21 protein-coding genes, 1 tRNA gene and 1 pseudogene are annotated in these 14352 nt (G+C 68.5%); 14 read left to right on the top strand and 9 right to left on the bottom strand.

Features of this window, described 5'->3' with window-relative positions:
* The first annotated feature begins 54 nt into the window (after nucleotides 1-54).
* Entirely contained in the window at nucleotides 55-543 is a 489-nt protein-coding gene (locus ACZ7P3_RS00815; RefSeq protein WP_472078200.1) for a hypothetical protein, read from the top strand.
* A 4-nt stretch (nucleotides 544-547) separates the two neighbouring features.
* Here the strand turns inward: ACZ7P3_RS00815 and ACZ7P3_RS00810 are convergent, their stop codons facing one another.
* Nucleotides 548-814 carry a hypothetical protein gene (locus tag ACZ7P3_RS00810; RefSeq protein ID WP_472078199.1) on the bottom strand — a complete coding sequence of 89 codons (267 nt, stop codon included), beginning with the start codon at nucleotides 812-814 and terminating at the stop codon, nucleotides 548-550.
* A gap of 220 nt (nucleotides 815-1034) precedes the next feature.
* On the opposite strand from ACZ7P3_RS00810, the gene ACZ7P3_RS00805 reads away from it, so the two are divergent.
* Entirely contained in the window at nucleotides 1035-1382 is a 348-nt protein-coding gene (locus ACZ7P3_RS00805; RefSeq protein ID WP_472078198.1) for an SPDY domain-containing protein, read from the top strand.
* Nucleotides 1383-1802: 420 nt separating this feature from the next.
* Here the strand turns inward: ACZ7P3_RS00805 and ACZ7P3_RS00800 are convergent, their stop codons facing one another.
* Nucleotides 1803-2057: a hypothetical protein gene (locus ACZ7P3_RS00800; protein WP_472078197.1), complete on the bottom strand. Its 255-nt coding sequence runs from the start codon at nucleotides 2055-2057 to the stop codon at nucleotides 1803-1805.
* Between the two features lie 555 nt (nucleotides 2058-2612).
* Here ACZ7P3_RS00800 and ACZ7P3_RS00795 point away from each other — a divergent pair.
* Both ACZ7P3_RS00795 and ACZ7P3_RS00790 read left to right on the top strand, forming a co-directional pair.
* Nucleotides 2613-2858, top strand: coding sequence for a hypothetical protein (locus ACZ7P3_RS00795; RefSeq protein ID WP_472078196.1), 246 nt, complete (start codon nucleotides 2613-2615; stop codon nucleotides 2856-2858).
* 379 nt (nucleotides 2859-3237) lie between these two features.
* Nucleotides 3238-3711, top strand: coding sequence for a hypothetical protein (locus ACZ7P3_RS00790; RefSeq protein WP_472078195.1), 474 nt, complete (start codon nucleotides 3238-3240; stop codon nucleotides 3709-3711).
* A 181-nt stretch (nucleotides 3712-3892) separates the two neighbouring features.
* Here the strand turns inward: ACZ7P3_RS00790 and ACZ7P3_RS00785 are convergent, their stop codons facing one another.
* The 4 genes from ACZ7P3_RS00785 to ACZ7P3_RS00770 form a co-directional block, all read right to left on the bottom strand.
* A complete protein-coding gene (locus tag ACZ7P3_RS00785) occupies nucleotides 3893-4267 on the bottom strand; it encodes a hypothetical protein (protein WP_472078194.1) in 375 nt (124 codons plus the stop codon).
* 296 nt (nucleotides 4268-4563) lie between these two features.
* On the bottom strand, nucleotides 4564-4941 hold the full coding sequence (locus ACZ7P3_RS00780) for a hypothetical protein (protein ID WP_472078193.1): 378 nt from the start codon (nucleotides 4939-4941) through the stop codon (nucleotides 4564-4566).
* Complete coding sequence (locus tag ACZ7P3_RS00775; protein WP_472078192.1) at nucleotides 4941-5369, bottom strand: ATP-binding protein; 429 nt, start codon at nucleotides 5367-5369, stop codon at nucleotides 4941-4943. The genes ACZ7P3_RS00780 and ACZ7P3_RS00775 overlap by 1 nt, the downstream gene beginning before the upstream one ends.
* A 46-nt stretch (nucleotides 5370-5415) precedes the next feature.
* Nucleotides 5416-5823, bottom strand: a complete 408-nt coding sequence (locus tag ACZ7P3_RS00770; RefSeq protein WP_472078794.1) for an NUDIX hydrolase — start codon at nucleotides 5821-5823, stop codon at nucleotides 5416-5418.
* A gap of 110 nt (nucleotides 5824-5933) precedes the next feature.
* On the opposite strand from ACZ7P3_RS00770, the gene ACZ7P3_RS00765 reads away from it, so the two are divergent.
* On the top strand, nucleotides 5934-6722 hold the full coding sequence (locus ACZ7P3_RS00765) for a GntR family transcriptional regulator (RefSeq protein WP_472078191.1): 789 nt from the start codon (nucleotides 5934-5936) through the stop codon (nucleotides 6720-6722).
* Between the two features lie 22 nt (nucleotides 6723-6744).
* On the opposite strand, the gene ACZ7P3_RS00760 is transcribed toward ACZ7P3_RS00765, so the two are convergent.
* Nucleotides 6745-7113 carry a hypothetical protein gene (locus ACZ7P3_RS00760; RefSeq protein WP_472078190.1) on the bottom strand — a complete coding sequence of 123 codons (369 nt, stop codon included), beginning with the start codon at nucleotides 7111-7113 and terminating at the stop codon, nucleotides 6745-6747.
* A gap of 180 nt (nucleotides 7114-7293) precedes the next feature.
* Between ACZ7P3_RS00760 and ACZ7P3_RS00755 the strand changes: the two genes are divergently transcribed.
* The 9 genes and pseudogenes from ACZ7P3_RS00755 (at nucleotide 7294) to ACZ7P3_RS00715 (ending at nucleotide 13210) form a co-directional block, all read left to right on the top strand.
* Nucleotides 7294-7650 (top strand): SCO3933 family regulatory protein, encoded by a 357-nt coding sequence (locus tag ACZ7P3_RS00755; RefSeq protein WP_472078189.1) that lies wholly within the window; start codon nucleotides 7294-7296, stop codon nucleotides 7648-7650.
* Nucleotides 7650-9005 carry an FtsK/SpoIIIE domain-containing protein gene (locus ACZ7P3_RS00750; RefSeq protein ID WP_472078188.1) on the top strand — a complete coding sequence of 452 codons (1356 nt, stop codon included), beginning with the start codon at nucleotides 7650-7652 and terminating at the stop codon, nucleotides 9003-9005. Before ACZ7P3_RS00755 ends, ACZ7P3_RS00750 begins: the two co-directional genes overlap by 1 nt.
* An 88-nt stretch (nucleotides 9006-9093) precedes the next feature.
* Nucleotides 9094-9705, top strand: a complete 612-nt coding sequence (locus tag ACZ7P3_RS00745; protein ID WP_472078187.1) for a DUF2637 domain-containing protein — start codon at nucleotides 9094-9096, stop codon at nucleotides 9703-9705.
* 11 nt (nucleotides 9706-9716) lie between these two features.
* Complete coding sequence (locus ACZ7P3_RS00740) at nucleotides 9717-9908, top strand: mobile element transfer protein (protein ID WP_472078186.1); 192 nt, start codon at nucleotides 9717-9719, stop codon at nucleotides 9906-9908.
* A 16-nt stretch (nucleotides 9909-9924) separates the two neighbouring features.
* Nucleotides 9925-10119: pseudogene (locus tag ACZ7P3_RS00735) on the top strand (hypothetical protein).
* Between the two features lie 25 nt (nucleotides 10120-10144).
* Nucleotides 10145-10390 carry a SpdD protein gene (locus ACZ7P3_RS00730; protein WP_472078793.1) on the top strand — a complete coding sequence of 82 codons (246 nt, stop codon included), beginning with the start codon at nucleotides 10145-10147 and terminating at the stop codon, nucleotides 10388-10390.
* 122 nt (nucleotides 10391-10512) lie between these two features.
* Entirely contained in the window at nucleotides 10513-11856 is a 1344-nt protein-coding gene (locus ACZ7P3_RS00725) for a replication initiator (protein WP_472078792.1), read from the top strand.
* Nucleotides 11853-12041, top strand: coding sequence for a helix-turn-helix domain-containing protein (locus tag ACZ7P3_RS00720; protein WP_472078185.1), 189 nt, complete (start codon nucleotides 11853-11855; stop codon nucleotides 12039-12041). The genes ACZ7P3_RS00725 and ACZ7P3_RS00720 overlap by 4 nt, the downstream gene beginning before the upstream one ends.
* Nucleotides 12041-13210: a site-specific integrase gene (locus ACZ7P3_RS00715; protein ID WP_472078184.1), complete on the top strand. Its 1170-nt coding sequence runs from the start codon at nucleotides 12041-12043 to the stop codon at nucleotides 13208-13210. The genes ACZ7P3_RS00720 and ACZ7P3_RS00715 overlap by 1 nt, the downstream gene beginning before the upstream one ends.
* Nucleotides 13211-13316: 106 nt before the next feature.
* Here the strand turns inward: ACZ7P3_RS00715 and ACZ7P3_RS00710 are convergent.
* Both ACZ7P3_RS00710 and ACZ7P3_RS00705 read right to left on the bottom strand, forming a co-directional pair.
* A tRNA-Pro gene (locus ACZ7P3_RS00710) sits at nucleotides 13317-13390 on the bottom strand.
* A gap of 66 nt (nucleotides 13391-13456) precedes the next feature.
* Complete coding sequence (locus ACZ7P3_RS00705; RefSeq protein ID WP_472078183.1) at nucleotides 13457-14215, bottom strand: Pr6Pr family membrane protein; 759 nt, start codon at nucleotides 14213-14215, stop codon at nucleotides 13457-13459.
* Nucleotides 14216-14352: the final 137 nt, after the last annotated feature.

Genomic DNA, 14352 nt, shown 5'->3' with positions numbered 1-14352 from the left:
CTCTGGGACAGCCCCTCCGCCCGAAGCGCCATTCCGAATGCCGGGAGTTCCACCATGCCCGACGCCACCGCACTCGATCAGGCCACGGCCATGATCGAGAAAGCCTGGGGCCGCCCGATCGAAGCTCTGGAATCTCTCGCGGTCCACCGCCCGAGCGAAGACCCGCTCCTGCGCTCGGTCATGCACATCCGCTCGGCCTTGGTCGTCACGGACAACGCCGTGGCCGTTCACCAAGACCGTCTGCACGCCCTCACTCGGTCCGGTCGGGTGCCGGCCTTCTACGACCTGGAACGGATCACCGGCTCAGCGGCGGACCTTCGCGTCGCTCAAGCTGAGAGCCGGACGTCCCTTCAGGCCATCAGCCACGTGATCGAGGCGCGTGTAGCCGCCGCGACCGCGGACCGGGCCCCGGCAGCCCGACTGGCCCAGGCCGCCGTCGCCCGCTCCGGGCACGCTCCACGCACCCTGGGCCAGTCGCCCGATCAGCCCGCTGCCTCGGCCGTTTCCAGCCCGTTGGTGGCCGCCCCGGGGCCGCACCGCTGATCGCTCAGCCGAGGTCCTCGTCGCGGTGGGCATCCCCGATGCGGGAGCCCACCGCGCGGGCCAGGTCCTCCAACGTCAACTCGACGCGACGCCCATCCGCGATCCGTTCCTTCACCACGGCGTCCTCGTCTCGGCGTCCGTCGGGCTGCACACCGACAGCCCACTGGCCGTCAGCGACCATCGCGATGTCGCCCACCGTCCACGGCCGCCCGGCGGCGCGGATCTTGCGCTCCAGCCCGGCCCCGTCCCAGTGTCTGCTCGGTTCCGCCATCCCTGCTCCCCCTTCGGTTTCGTACGGCCCGTCGCCGCAACCCAGTTACGACAACCGCGTTCACCGATCCATTCCCGGCGTCGGTGTCCCCCCACGCACGGCCGGCCAGTTCGCCCACGGCAGACGCCGCTTCCCGGGAAAGGACTACGCACTTCGGGACACGGCACGTCAACGTACGGGTGTTGGGAAAACCGCAGGTCAACGAAGGGATCGTCCAACCGTGAACACCTCCCCCACGCTCCTGCCCGCCGTCATCCGACCGGCCGTGGAAGACCGCCGCTGGCTCTCTTCCGACCACTGCGCTGGCCCGGTGCTCGACCTCCTCGCTGCCCTCGGCTGGGCGATCGTTGACACCCCGGAGGCCAACGTCCACGCGACGAGCCCGGACGGCCGCGTCTACGTCGGCTGGCTCCCCGAGGACACCGTCGCCTGGAAGCGCGGCATCGTCTGGCAAGTCCGAGTGCAGCCCTCTGAAGGCGACCCGTGGGTCCAGGAGTTCGGCCTCTACACCCCCTCCGAGGCGGTTGCTGGATTCCTCGCCGCGCTCATCGCCACCCCCACCCGCTGACCGCGCTATCGACCCCGACTCGGAGGAACCTCGTGGCACACCGCGCCCCGCTCACCAACCACCACGCCGACGGCACTCTCTGCGCGGCGGACCACAAGCACACGAGTTCCGGCAAGCCGCTCCACCCCGACTGCCCCGGCCGCGCGTACACCCAGGCCATCTGCACGTGCGGCGGCTGGGCCTGGCCACCACCGAGGTGCATCTGGCCTCGTGGCCTGCTGCCCCGGACGACTGGCCGCGCCTGGTCCGCCCGACCCTCCACGAGGTGCTTGGCCTCTGTGCCGCCCTAGCAGTCGCGACCGCCGCCCTCGACCTCTCGAACCGCCTCGCCCACGTCTGACCGAACCGCAGAAGGCCGCCCCGCGCCGATCAGGCAGGGGCGGCCTTGCCGTACGCCCAGCCGCATGTTGCGTACGCTCATCACCGACGAACGAGGAGGACGCGATGGCCGACGACCAGCAACTCTGGGGATACCCCGAGGTCGCCGCCCACCTGGGCATCAGCGTTGGGGCTGCCCGTAACCGCAAGAGCGATGCGCATCACTGCGGTTCCGACTTCAGCGGGTGAGAGCTCACCGCTGAGAGGTAGGAAGCTGAACGGCTTGATCTCGGCGACAGGCCAGAGGTCGAAGCCGTCAGGTGCGTCTATCTCCAGGACGGGCTGCATCACGATCACCGAGCGAGTGTTCCCCATCCCCCACCTGCATCGCCTCCCGATTACTCCAGACAGCTTCGCCTTGGCCGTGGGAGCCGGATCCCGAAGTTGGCTCCCAAACGGCTCCCAAAATGGCCCCCCAACGCAAATCAGGCCCGGTACTGATTTCTCAGTACCGGGCCTGACCTGGTGTTTCGGCTGTCGGGGTGGCGGGATTTGAACCCACGACCTCTTCGTCCCGAAGCAACTTGGGTGAGCGCTGGACCTTGGGTTGGTGTGCAGCTCACCTGTGCTGATGGTCCGCGCGCGTTCGTGCTTGTTCGCCGAGGTGCGTCGGCGTTGTCACGCAGTTAGACACTCACCCTTCCCGCGAACTCACCAGCCGAGCAGTCGGTGCCGAGCCCGGAACGCTCTCGGGGCCGACGCATAAACACCCCCTCGGGAAGGTCCCGGTGGGGGTGTTGCCCTAGCAGGCGGCTGTGGCAGGGGCCTCGCACCTAAGAAGTGTCCGATGAATTTCCCGGCTTCAGGGGCCACCGGCATGCTGCGGCCAAGGGGCTCGCATACCTTCACGTCATGGACTTCAACATCACCGTGGGGGAGGAAGCCGTCGTGTTCCACGTGGCGAGCCTTGTCCAGGATGGCTTCTTCCCCACGGATGACGACTTGGCGGAGGAGCTGGGCGAAGAGGTCCGCCCACTGCTGCAATCACTCCTGGGCAAGGGTTGGCTTGTGGTTGACGAGGATCGTGAGCTGGCCTTGTCCACGATCGCGCGGCACGTCGTGTCCAGCCGGAGGGATGCCGAGGGGCCGCAGGCATAGCAAGACCGACCTTGCGACCGAACTGGTTCGACTGACCCGTCGGACACGACGTAGTCACGCCGCTACCACCCTCCCGGGCGCCCGCGTCTCAATGGCTGAGTCAAGGCGATGGGCGCCGTCCCACAGTGAGAACGGCACCCATACGAGGTCAAAGCTTTGAGGTCTGGCCTCATCCTTATCAGGTCGATCACAGGGGACTGTCGACATCGGTCAACCTGGCCTGCGCCTCGGCCGATCGTCCCCTGAGGTCCGCCGCCGAGCGCTGTTGTTCGTGCTTGTTGGTGTCAGCCGCTGATGCCAGCCGTCACACGCGGTTCTTGCAGAGGGCGACGCTGTTGAGCGATTGGGGCTGTCTCCGGTGTGGCGGAGGATGGTGCTCATGTGCGCTCTTTTCGAACCCCCCGAGCCTCGCCGCGTCTCGCCGGGCGAGTACCTGGTGTGGGATCAGGCTCTCGCCCTTCTGAACCGGGACCTGGCGGTGACGCTTCCCCAGCTGGAACCCCTGCAACTGCTGGCCCTTCCGTCCTGCGATGCGGAGGAGCCGGAGAACGTCTACGTCGCCATGGCCAACGGTGAGTGGCACGGCAATCACCTGGACCCGAACTCACAGGACAGCCTTGCCTCTGCACTGGCGAGCGTCGCCGATGCCGCGCAGGAGACCGTCATGGAGCTTCTGTGGCAGGCGTGGCCCCTGTGCCCCGAGCATGGCCTGGGCATGCATCTGACGGAGGATGCACAGGAGCGACTGTCCTGGTGGTGCGCGGGAGAACGGTTGCGTCGCGGCCCGGCTCATATCCACACGGCCGTGGGCGCACTCGACGCCCTGGGAGAGTCGATCCGTACACGGTCTTGAAAACCGTCGTGGCGCGAGTCACCGTGGGTTCAAATCCCAAAGCCGCCAGGAGGAACGGCCTCTGACCAGGTGACTTGGTCAGAGGCCGTCGCCGTTCCGGAAGCCCGTTGCGTACCGCTGTTCCCCGTCATTCCCCGCCTGATCGGGCACGTCGGGGGCACGAGCGGCTGTCTGTGCGCCTCTACGGCGACGTGGCGCGCTTCCTGAGTCGGGAGAATCGTCGCCAGGCCACCCACAAGTTGATCAAGAGCAGAGCTGATCCCGCGATGGGCCAGCCTACGGATCCACCCTCGCGGTAGGTCTCGATACCTACGGACAGCATCAGTGCACCGACCACGGGGCCGCCCACCAGGTCGAGGAGGAGGCTCACCTGCTTCGCGATCTTTGGGAGGAGGATGTCCATCCGCGCCGCGATCTTTGCAAGGTTGACCACGGCTTGATCGTGACAGGTGGCCGCCCTCGCTGCCAAGGGCGAGATCCTCGCCACGACCTGCACCTTGGACACGCGGTCGGCGGAACGACTTTGGCCGGGAGCTGCTTTGGCGCGAGTGATCATGGCCCCGTAAGCTTCCGGCGCGTCGGGCAGTCTGTTGACCTGCCCGTTAAAGCACGACGTTGGGGCCATGATCTTCGAGGCTCGCGCCAAAGTGGCTGGCTAAAGTCGTGGAGCCGACCGCCCCAGCCACGACGTGTTCTGACCTCATGCTCTGTATGCCTGCCTCTTGGGCGGGAGCGGGCGGCCGGCGGTGCCGAGCGGGGCGGAGACATGAGCGCGGGCGCCGCCGGCCGCCCGCTCCCGCCCGGAGGAGCGACGCGACGACGGGTGCTTGAACCAGTAGAGAAAGTTGTAACTCACTCAGTGGGGCGGGGCTTGAAGTCGTATGCACAGGCTGGGAGTTCGGTCCACTCGCGGTGGGCGAGCGGCAGGTAGGTCACTGGTCGGATCGTCCAGGTGACGCGGGTGTCAGCGTGGGTGACGGACACCGTGCAGGACTTGGACTGCAGCAGGGCTCGTCTGGTCTCGGTGCGGCCGTCGTACAGCCACTCCCACGCCTCGTCCGACGCGTCCGCGTCCAGAGCAGGTGAGATCGTGCGGAGTGCGACCGCGACCCATCGATCGGCTTGCGGTGCCGAGTAGGCGTCGAAGGATGCCATCAGCGCCGGCCCCCGCTGCTCGATGAGGTCTTCCGTCCAGCACTCGCACCAGAAACCGCGTCGGGTGTTGCCCATCAGCACGGGTGGCCTCCTCCGTGAGTACCTGCGAACAGCTCCGCGGTGACCGTGTGGCCCTGGTCGCTGTCGTGGACGACGACCCGGTGGGCGATCGCGCTGACCATGCCCAGGCCTCGGCCGTGCTCGGCGTCCTGGTCCTGGTGCTCGACCTTCGGAGCGCTGGCCGAGCCTCCGTCGTCCGTCACCGACACTGCGACCACCTGTGCCGAGACGGCGACGGCCAAGTGGAAGCTGCCGGACTCACAGCCGCTGGCCGTGTGGAGGATCGCGTTCGCGCTCAGCTCGCTCACGATCAGTTCGGCGTCTTCGGCTAAGGGGGAGCCGCGCAGGATGTCGCGGGTCCATCGGCGGGCCCGACTCACCTCTTCCGGGAATCCTGGGCAACTGAGCCCCCAGACCTTCGTCATACTCGTATACTCGTGCATACAAGTTCCTTCATGCTGGTAGGCCGCCATGTGCAGCGGGTTCGGGCTAGACGAGTTTCACGCCGTCGTGGGCGCGGATGGCCGGCGGGGACGCCGCGTCGAGTGCGTCCAGGACGCGGATCGCGTACGCCTCGTCGGCAAGTTCGGATACTTCTTCACGGGTGGCCCAGCGCAGCGCGCGGGTCTCGTCACCGGTGGTGGGCGTGCCGTCTGCGGCTTCGCAGCGGAAGACCAGCGAGACGATCAGGCCCGTCATGTTCTTGTAGACGCCGGTCAGGGTCGCCGGAAGTGCGATCTTGATGCCGGTCTCTTCGAGGACTTCGCGCTGGAGGGCCTCGGGGATGGTTTCCTCGCGTTCGAGGACGCCGCCCGGCGGTTCCCAGTGACCGTTGTCCCGGCGCTGGATCAAGAGGGCCCGGCCGAGGTCGTCGATGACGACTCCGGCCACGCTCACGGAGTGCGGGCGTTCTGTGCTCACGTTCCTCGGCCCTCTCGGCTGGCTAGGCTCTCCACCGTAGCAACACCACTCGCCCACTCGTCTAGATACCTAAAGGAGTAGTCAACGTGAGCCCTCTTCCTTCGGGTCTCCTCGGTGATCTCGACCCCACGAGCGATCGTGCGGTCTTTCGGCAGATCGCCGACCAACTGCGCGAGGCCATCGACCGTGGGCGATTCCGCGAGGGCGAGAAGCTGCCCTCGGAAGCCGAGCTGGTGGACCACTACGGCGTGTCCCGGATGACCGTCCGGAACTCGTTCTCCGTCCTCACGGGTGAGGGCCTGGTGCACGCCGAGCACGGCAAGGGCGTCTTCGTCCGGCCCCGTCCGCCCGTGCGGCGGCTCGCCTCCGACAGGTTCGCCCGGCGTCACCGGGAGCAGGGCAAGTCCGCCTTCATCGTGGAGGCCGACGCGGCCGGCGGTCACCCCAAGGTCGACAGCCTGGAGGTCAAGGAGGAGAAGCCGAGCCAGGACATCTCCACCCGGCTCGGATCCGTACGGCGAGTCCTCGCCCGTCGGCGCCGGTATCTGCTCGACGGGAAGCCGGTGGAGTTCGCCACTTCCTACCTCCCGCTCGACATCGCCCGCGGGACTCCGATCGCCGAGCCGAACCCCGGTCCCGGCGGCATTTACGCCCGACTCGAAGAGCTGGGTCATCAGCTCGACCACTTCGAAGAGGAGATCCGCGCCCGGATGCCCTCGCCTGCTGAGGTCAAGACGCTGCACCTGGCGGCCGGTGTGCCCGTCATCCACCTGATCCGCACCGCCTTCGACACCGACGGGCGAGCGGTCGAGGTCTGCGACACGGTCATGGCGGCGGACGCCTACGTCCTGTCGTACCAGCTCCCGGCGACGTGACCGGATGAGCGGCGGCACGGCTCTAGGCGGACGGTTCATCCTCGTCTTCGGGGGCGCGAGGGGTGAACATGTGGCCGATGTTGTTCCACATGAAGCTCTCCTGCCAGCCGGGCTTGTCGGCCACCCAGGCGAGGAGTGCTTGCAGGACCTTCTCCTGGGACACCGTCTGTGTCTGGTAGTGCTCCGCGGGGACGCCGTCGCGGTGTTCCAACTGGTAGGTGTTGTTCTCACGGAACCAGACCTGGATGTACCAGTCGCCCTCGATGGCTTCGTCCTGCCGCTCAAGGATCAAGTACTCGTTCCCGCGTCGCAGGTTGGCGAGCATGGTTCCTATGGCGGGCTTCGAGGGCCGCTTCAACGCGTGGCCTCGGCCGTTGGTCGCAATCAGCATGGGTGGATTCTGGTGGGTGGGTCTGACAAGGGCGTAGGCCAGTTCTTCGAACTCGTACGTCCCAACAGGCATACTCGTATAGACGAGTGGGCAAGTTGTGTGGCAGAGTGATCACGTGACCCCGGGAGATCGGGTTCGCAGATTGCATCTTGTATAGACGAGTAGATAGGAGTGCGTGCCTTGCGCACCATCCGCATTGAGACCGCCGCCGCCACGATCCTCCTCACCGAGGCTCCGGAGCCGAAGGTCCGCGACCGCCAGACCGGCGAGATCGCCAAGGACGCCACCAGTGGCGAGGCGCTGATGACCATCGGCGTCGTCTACATCGAAGAAGGAGAGTCGTCGCTCATCAAGGTCACCATCCCCGAGGGCGGGATCTCCGAGGGGCTGGCGCTCGGCTCGCCGGTCTCGCTGCCGGGGCTGGTCGCCCGGCCGTGGGAGAGCGTCTTCAACGGGCAGCAGCGTCACGGGATCGCCTATCGTGCCGCCGCCGTCACCCCGGCCGCCTTCCCGAACGCCATGGGGAATGCCGCCTGATGTCCGACCTGACAACGCTCCTGGAAGTGGGTGGTCCTGTCGCCGCGCTCGGCGGTGGGGCCGCCTACGCCCGGGCCAAGCATCCCGTCCTCTTCTGGTGCACAGTCGGCGGACCGGCGTCCACCGTCCGGCTGCTCAGCTCGTACGCCTCGGTCATGGAAGCGTGCGGCCTGACGGTGGCGCCCTCACGGCTGCGCGTCCTTGCCGTGAAGGCCACCACCCGACGTGAAGTGCGGCCGGTGCCGCCCCGCCGGGGCATCATCCGGCCCACCACGACCGGCTTACGGCTCCGGCTCCGTCTCGCGCCGGGACAGGAACCCGCCGACCTCGCCGCCTCGGCGGAACGCCTTCGGCATGCCTGGGGTGTGCACGCCGTCTACGTCACCACCGTCAAGCCGGGCGTCGTGGAACTGCGCCTGGTCGGCTTCGACGTCCTGCGCAAGGTGCGCATGCCGCGTAAGGCCGAAGGCGGGTTCCTCAAGGTGCCGGTCGCGCTGCGGGAGGACGCCACGCCCTTCATACGCGACTACCGGACCGTTCCCCACCAGCTCACTCTCGGCGCAACGCTGTCGGGCAAGTCCATGTACCTGCGCCACCTGATATCCGGACTCGCCCCTCAGCGCGTCGCCCTGGTCGGCATCGACTGCAAACGGGGTGTGGAGCTGGCGCCCTTCGCCCCGCGCCTGTCCGCGCTCGCCACCGACCCGGCCGAAGCCGCAGATCTGCTGCCAGTGCTCGTGAAGGAGATGGAGGACCGATACGACCTGATCAAGGCCCGACAGGGCATCGCACCGGACACCCCCGAAGAAGAGATCACCTCCGACATCTGGGGCCTGCCCAGAAGCGAACGACCAGTACCCATCGTGCTGTTCGTGGACGAGGTGGCCGAGCTGTTCCTCGTCGCCACGAAGAAGGACGAGGAGCGCCGGGACCAGATGGTCACCCAGCTCATCCGCCTCGCCCAGCTCGGCCGTGCGGCCGGCATCTACCTGGAAGTCTGCGGGCAGCGCTTCGGTGCCGAACTCGGTAAGGGCGCCACCATGCTCCGCGCCCAGCTCACCGGCCGTGTCTGCCACCGCGTCAACGATGAAGCCTCCGCCAAGATGGCCTTGGGCGACATCGCACCGGAAGCTGTCCTGGCTGCCTGTGCCATCGCCCCCGAACGTCCCGGCCTCGCGGTTGCAGGTGACACCTCCGGCGGCTGGTCCCGCATCCGGACCCCGTACCTCTCCCTCGGCGCCGCCGCCGACACCTGCCGGGAGGCGGCTCACCTGGTGCCCGACCTCCCTGCGCTGAACCCTTTCAGGCCCGACGTGCCCGTACAGCCCGTCGAGTCCTCGGCCCTCGCCGCCTAGCCACCCCCTCACGTTCCAACCGGCTGGCGTGACCGTCTCGCGCCAAGTCCCTACCCCTCCCATGCCTGAACCAGGAAGGAGCCGTTTCATGCGCGCCCAACTGGCTCGCGTGGACGCGGTGCTCGTCCAAGCGCTCATCGCCGCCGCGCTGTCCTTCGCGCACCTTCACGACGTCGCGATGGCGGCCGGACAAGACGGGTGGAAAGCCTGGGCCTACCCCGTGTCCGTGGACCTGCTGCTCGTCGCCGCCTGGCGTCGACTGCGCTCCGGCGGAGCCAAAGCGGCTGCCTGGTGCTGGTTCGTCATCGCCCTCGTCGCGTCCCTCGGCGCGAATGTCGCCACCGCCGGCCTGCTCGACCTCGGCGACGTACCGGCCTGGCTGCGCATCCTCGTCGCGGGCTGGCCTGCTGTCGCCTTCCTCGGCGGAACCCTCCTCGCCCACTCGGTACCCGGAGCGGCCACGGCCGCCGAGGTCATCGCGGACCAGGAGAACGGGACCAACCCCACCCCCGAGCCGCCGGCCATCGACGCACCACCGGAAAACCCGCCCGTCCCGGTCCCGTCGGCCCTCATCGACCACGCCCGCAAGGTCGCCGCCGAGTACTACACGCGTACCGGCTCCCCGATCGACACCCCCACGCTGCGCGCCCGCCTCGGCGTTCCGGTCCCCATGGCCGAAGCCATCGCCGCCCACCTGTGAAAGGAAGCCCGATGACCGCCAACCGCAGCTTCCGCAACGTCACCCGCATCGGCCCGGTGCAGGTCGGCACCGCCTACGACAGCCGGGGCCGCGAGAAGCACACCGCCGCCTGCATTGCCCCGCGCTGCGGCTTCTCCGCCGACTACGACAGCCGCGCCGCCGCGGAACTCGCCGCCCGTACGCACCGCTGCCCCGTCCGCTGAAAGGACCCGGAAACCCGTGACTGTCAGCCTGCCGCTCGTCGTCGTCCTCGGCTTCTTCGCCTGAGGAGCGGTCAAGTACCTCGGCGTCCGCACCTGGATCGTCGTCCTGATCGCCCTCTTCGGGTTCTGGCTCTCGCACACCTTCCTCGCCCCCGCCATCGAGTCCGGCACGCGCTCCGGCGTGGGCGTCGTAAACGGCTCGCATGACTAGACGAGTAGATGAGGAGAGGTTCACCGTGTTCCTGCCCAAGTACCCCGACAACCCGACCCCGCCGCCCGCGCACGCCCACACCCCGACCGACCCGGCGCCCGTCCGGCGTTTGCTCCCGTCCGTCTCGATCGATCAGAAGACGGTCGCGGCTGTGCTCGTCGGCGGTGTGGTCCTCGCCGCGCTCCTGGCCGCCGTCGCCGTCACGGCCGTCTCCGTGGCCATAGCCGCCGTGGTCCTGCGCTCGCTGCTCCGCGAACACAACCGGCGCTGATGCGCCTTGACCTCCGGGGCGGCGTGACACGGCCAAGCATCCGCCGCCCCGGTGGCCTGCCCCTCCCGACAGCACCAGTCAGAAGGAGAGAAGCCATCTTCACGCGCACCACCCCGCCTCCGCTGCCGGAACTCAGCAACCTTGCTGCCGACGGCACCCTGCCCGGTATCCTCCAGCAACTCTCCGGGCTCGGTGGCTGTACCCACCCGATCCGCCTGGACGGCCACCGCACCGAGTACGACCTCAACACCACGACCGGCGAGATCGGCCGCGTCCTCCAGCACCTCGACTCCTCGGCCCTTCCGGCCGGCCAACTCCTCGTCCGCTGCAACAACCGCCGCGTCACCCGCTGCCCGGCCTGCGCCGAGGTCTACCGCCGCGACACCTTCCAGCTGATCACCGCCGGACTCCGCGGCGGCAAGGGCACCCCGGAACACGTCGCCGCCCACCCTCGCGTCTTCGCCACCTTCACCGCCCCGGGCTTCGGCCCGGTCCACAACCGCCGCTCCGACGGGCGCCTGTGCCGCTGCGGCACCCACCACGACCAGGACGACGACGCCCTCGGCACCCCGCTCGACCCGGACACCTACGACTACGACGCGGCAGTCCTGTGGAATGCCCACGCCGGTGCCCTGTGGCGGCGCTTCTCCACCTACCTGCGGCGGGAGGTCGCCAAGCGCGCGGGCCTTTCGCAACGGCGGCTCCGCGAACACGTCCGGGTTTCCTTCGCCAAGGTCGCCGAGTACCAGAAGCGGGGCGCCGTCCACTTCCACGCGGTCATTCGCCTGGACGGCCCCAGCGGTGGCGACACCCCGCCCCCACCCTGGGCGACCGCCGAGCTGTTGACCGATGCCATCCGAGCCGCCGTCGCAAAGGTCCGTGTCGACGGCCCAGTGATCGACGGCCGTGCGCTCACCTTCGCCTTCGGCCGCCAACTCGACGTGCGCACGATTCGCTCGGCCGACTTCAACGACGGTCAGGAGCTGACCGAACGGGCGGTTGCCGCCTACATCGCCAAGTACGCCACCAAGGGCGCCGAGACGGCGACAGGTGCCCTCGACCGGCCGCTGAAGTTCGCCGCCGAACTCGCTCAGCTCGACATCAGCGACCACGCCCGCCGCCTCATCCGAACGGCCTGGACCCTCGGTGCCCGGAAGGACCTGGAGCACCTCCGCCTGCGCGCCTGGGCCCACATGCTCGGCTTCCGCGGCCGCTTCTCCACCAAGTCCCGCCGCTACTCCACCACCCTCGGTGCTCTTCGCCACGCCCGCGCCGAATGGCGCCGAGCGCAAGCAGCCGCCACTCACCCGGAGCCGCAGAAGGACATCACCTTCGTCCTCGCTCACTGGGTCTTCGCCGGCACAGGCCTCTCCGACGCCGAAACCTGGCTCGCTGCCAGCGTCCACGGCGCGACCGCCACCGAAGCCCAGCCCAACCGCCCCGACCTGGAAGGAGCCGCCGAATGACCACTACTGCTCCTGAGCTGCTCACCGTGCCGGAGGTCATGACCCGGCTCAAGGTCGGCCGTACCAAGGTCTACGACCTCATCCGAACCCGCCGACTGGTCTCCATCAAGGTCGACGGCTGCCGCAGGATCCCGGACGACGCCGTACATGCCTTCATCAAGCACCAGATGGGAGACGCAGCCTGATGACCAAGCGCCGTAGCCGGGGAGACGGCGGCCTGCATTGGGACGAGAAACGGCAGCGCTGGATCGCCACGGCGAACCTCGGCTTCGACCCGAGCGGCAAGCGGATCGTGAAGCGGGGGAGTGGCAAGACCAAGACAGAGGCGAAGAACAAGCTCAAGGAGGTGCTGCGGGACCACGAAGACGGTCTTGCGATCGCGCCCACCAACTACACGGTCAAGGACGCCGTGACGGACTGGCTCACCTACGGCCTCGCAGACTGCGACCCGGGGACCGTCGAGACGAACACGATCCTGAGCAACAACCACGTCATCCCGGCCCTGGGCGCCCGGAAGCTCCGCGAACTGAGCGCGGACGATGTTGACCGCTGGCTTGCCGCGAAGGCGAAGACGCTCAGCACGCGCACACTCCAGTCAGTTCACTCGTGCCTGAACCGTGCGGTCAAGCGGGCCATGGCGCGGGACAAGGTGAAGCGCAATGTCGTCGAGCTGTGCTCGGTGCCTCAGGGGCAGGCGGGGCGTCCGTCCAAGGCGCTGACCTTCGCCCAGGCTGAGGCTGTGTTGAAGGGTGCCGAGGGGACCTCGATGCATGCGTACATCGTCGTCGCCCTGCTGACCGGGGCCCGTACCGAGGAACTGAGGGCGCTCACCTGGGACCACGTCTTCCTGAAGGGGCGGCCGGACTTCGATCCTCCTCAGCCGCCGCACATCGCCGTCTGGCGGTCGGTCCGGCGCAGCGGGGACACCAAGACCAGGAAGTCACGGCGCACGCTCGCCCTGCCGGCGCGCTGCGTGGAAGCGCTCTGGCAGCAGTTCGAGGACCAGGGGTGGGATCGGCTCGCCGCCGATGACGCGTGGGAGGAACACGGGCTCGTCTTCTCCTCGGCCGTGGGCAAGCCGCTCGACGCCGCCAACGTCCGCCGCGCCTTCCGCCAGGCGCTCAAGGGCATCGACGGGATCAACGCCGACGAGTGGACGCCGAGGGAACTGCGGCACAGCTTCGTGTCCCTGCTCTCCGACCGTGGCGTCCCGCTGGAGGAGATCTCCCGGCTCGTCGGGCACTCCGGGACCGCGGTGACCGAGGAGGTCTACCGGAAGCAGATCCGGCCCGTGATCCAGACCGGCGCCGTGGTCATGGACGGGATCTTCGGCGGGGATCCGCGGCCGTCGTAGGCACGCAGGAATCACTCAGGAATCGATAGTCACGCAGTTAGACACGCAGCAACGCCAGAGGGCCCTCACCAAACTGGTGAGGGCCCTCTGAACTGCTTCTCAGCTGTCGGGGTGGCGGGATTTGAACCCACGACCTCTTCGTCCCGAACGAAGCGCGCTGCCAAGCTGCGCTACACCCCGATGTCGCTGCTTGTCGCGGCGACGACGTTTACTTTAGCCCACTGGTGGCTGGAGACGAAATCCGGTTTAGAAGCGGCGTCGGACCGGGGTCGGACGGGTGTGGTCCAGGGCGACCAGGAGGACCGCCAGGCCGTACATCGCGAGGCCCAGGAGGAGGGCGTTCGCCAGGGTGCTGCGGTAGCCGTGGGCGTCGACGTCGAGGAAGGGGTAGAGGTAGCGGGCGGGGGAGGACGGGGCGAGGAACGCGGCTCGGGAGAGGTAGAAGGTCAGGTAGGCCAGGGGATAGAGGAGCCAGGCCGCGGCCTGGCGAAGGTGCAGGCGGGCCGCGGGGGTGAGCAGGAGCCAGTCCGCGGCCGCTGCCGCCGGGACCAGGGTGTGGAGGATCTGGAGTGCCGCCCACTGGGTGTGCCAGCGTGCGGGGGGCGCGCTCGCATCCGTCATGAGGAACGGGGGCGTCGCGTGAGCCAGGAGCAGGTGGTAGACCAGCGCGTTGATCAGGACGTAGAGGAGTGCGGCGCCCGTCACGGCTGAGGGCAGCGGGCGGCGGGCTCGCCAGGCCCTGGACGCCGACAGGAGCATCACCACGGCCAGCAGGATGCTGGTCTGGATGCTGAAGTAGCTCAGGATGCGGGCGGGGGTGCCCAGGAGGAGCTCCAGGGCGACGCCCGCGGCTGCCGCGACTGCGGTCACCAGGCGGAACAGTGCCGTAAGGGGACGGCGGGTCGGAGCCACCACCGCCGTGGCCGGGACCGGGGAGGGCAGGACGAGGGGCGGGCTCGGGACCGCGGGCAGGTCCGGGATGTCCCTGGGTATCGGGGCCGTCATGCCCTCAAGCTAGGCAAAGGGGGTGAAAGGGGCTATGTGGAGTACTCCGGGTGGGTGGCTTCGGCAGAGGGTGACGGCCGAGGCAGAGGCTGACGGCCGAGGTCGGGGCCTGTCGTTCACCTGGCCGGTTCCCTGGT

The organism is Streptomyces sp. NPDC107581 (genome assembly GCF_055657175.1).
The sequence above is the reverse complement of the archived record's forward strand: the minus strand, read 5'-3'. Positions and strand labels throughout refer to the sequence as shown.

What these genes read in the sequence shown, in the direction of transcription:
- ACZ7P3_RS00750 (WP_472078188.1), top strand. Translation starts at nt 7,650, where the DNA reads ATGTCCGACCTGACAACGCTCCTGGAAGTGGGTGGTCCTGTCGCCGCG.
- ACZ7P3_RS00780 (WP_472078193.1), bottom strand. Translation starts at nt 4,941, where the DNA reads ATGGGCAACACCCGACGCGGTTTCTGGTGCGAGTGCTGGACGGAAGAC.
- ACZ7P3_RS00810 (WP_472078199.1), bottom strand. Translation starts at nt 814, where the DNA reads ATGGCGGAACCGAGCAGACACTGGGACGGGGCCGGGCTGGAGCGCAAG.
- ACZ7P3_RS00775 (WP_472078192.1), bottom strand. Translation starts at nt 5,369, where the DNA reads ATGCACGAGTATACGAGTATGACGAAGGTCTGGGGGCTCAGTTGCCCA.
- ACZ7P3_RS00740 (WP_472078186.1), top strand. Translation starts at nt 9,717, where the DNA reads ATGACCGCCAACCGCAGCTTCCGCAACGTCACCCGCATCGGCCCGGTG.
- ACZ7P3_RS00785 (WP_472078194.1), bottom strand. Translation starts at nt 4,267, where the DNA reads ATGATCACTCGCGCCAAAGCAGCTCCCGGCCAAAGTCGTTCCGCCGAC.
- ACZ7P3_RS00790 (WP_472078195.1), top strand. Translation starts at nt 3,238, where the DNA reads ATGTGCGCTCTTTTCGAACCCCCCGAGCCTCGCCGCGTCTCGCCGGGC.
- ACZ7P3_RS00705 (WP_472078183.1), bottom strand. Translation starts at nt 14,215, where the DNA reads ATGACGGCCCCGATACCCAGGGACATCCCGGACCTGCCCGCGGTCCCG.
- ACZ7P3_RS00745 (WP_472078187.1), top strand. Translation starts at nt 9,094, where the DNA reads ATGCGCGCCCAACTGGCTCGCGTGGACGCGGTGCTCGTCCAAGCGCTC.
- ACZ7P3_RS00795 (WP_472078196.1), top strand. Translation starts at nt 2,613, where the DNA reads ATGGACTTCAACATCACCGTGGGGGAGGAAGCCGTCGTGTTCCACGTG.
- ACZ7P3_RS00815 (WP_472078200.1), top strand. Translation starts at nt 55, where the DNA reads ATGCCCGACGCCACCGCACTCGATCAGGCCACGGCCATGATCGAGAAA.
- ACZ7P3_RS00720 (WP_472078185.1), top strand. Translation starts at nt 11,853, where the DNA reads ATGACCACTACTGCTCCTGAGCTGCTCACCGTGCCGGAGGTCATGACC.
- ACZ7P3_RS00760 (WP_472078190.1), bottom strand. Translation starts at nt 7,113, where the DNA reads ATGCTGATTGCGACCAACGGCCGAGGCCACGCGTTGAAGCGGCCCTCG.
- ACZ7P3_RS00715 (WP_472078184.1), top strand. Translation starts at nt 12,041, where the DNA reads ATGACCAAGCGCCGTAGCCGGGGAGACGGCGGCCTGCATTGGGACGAG.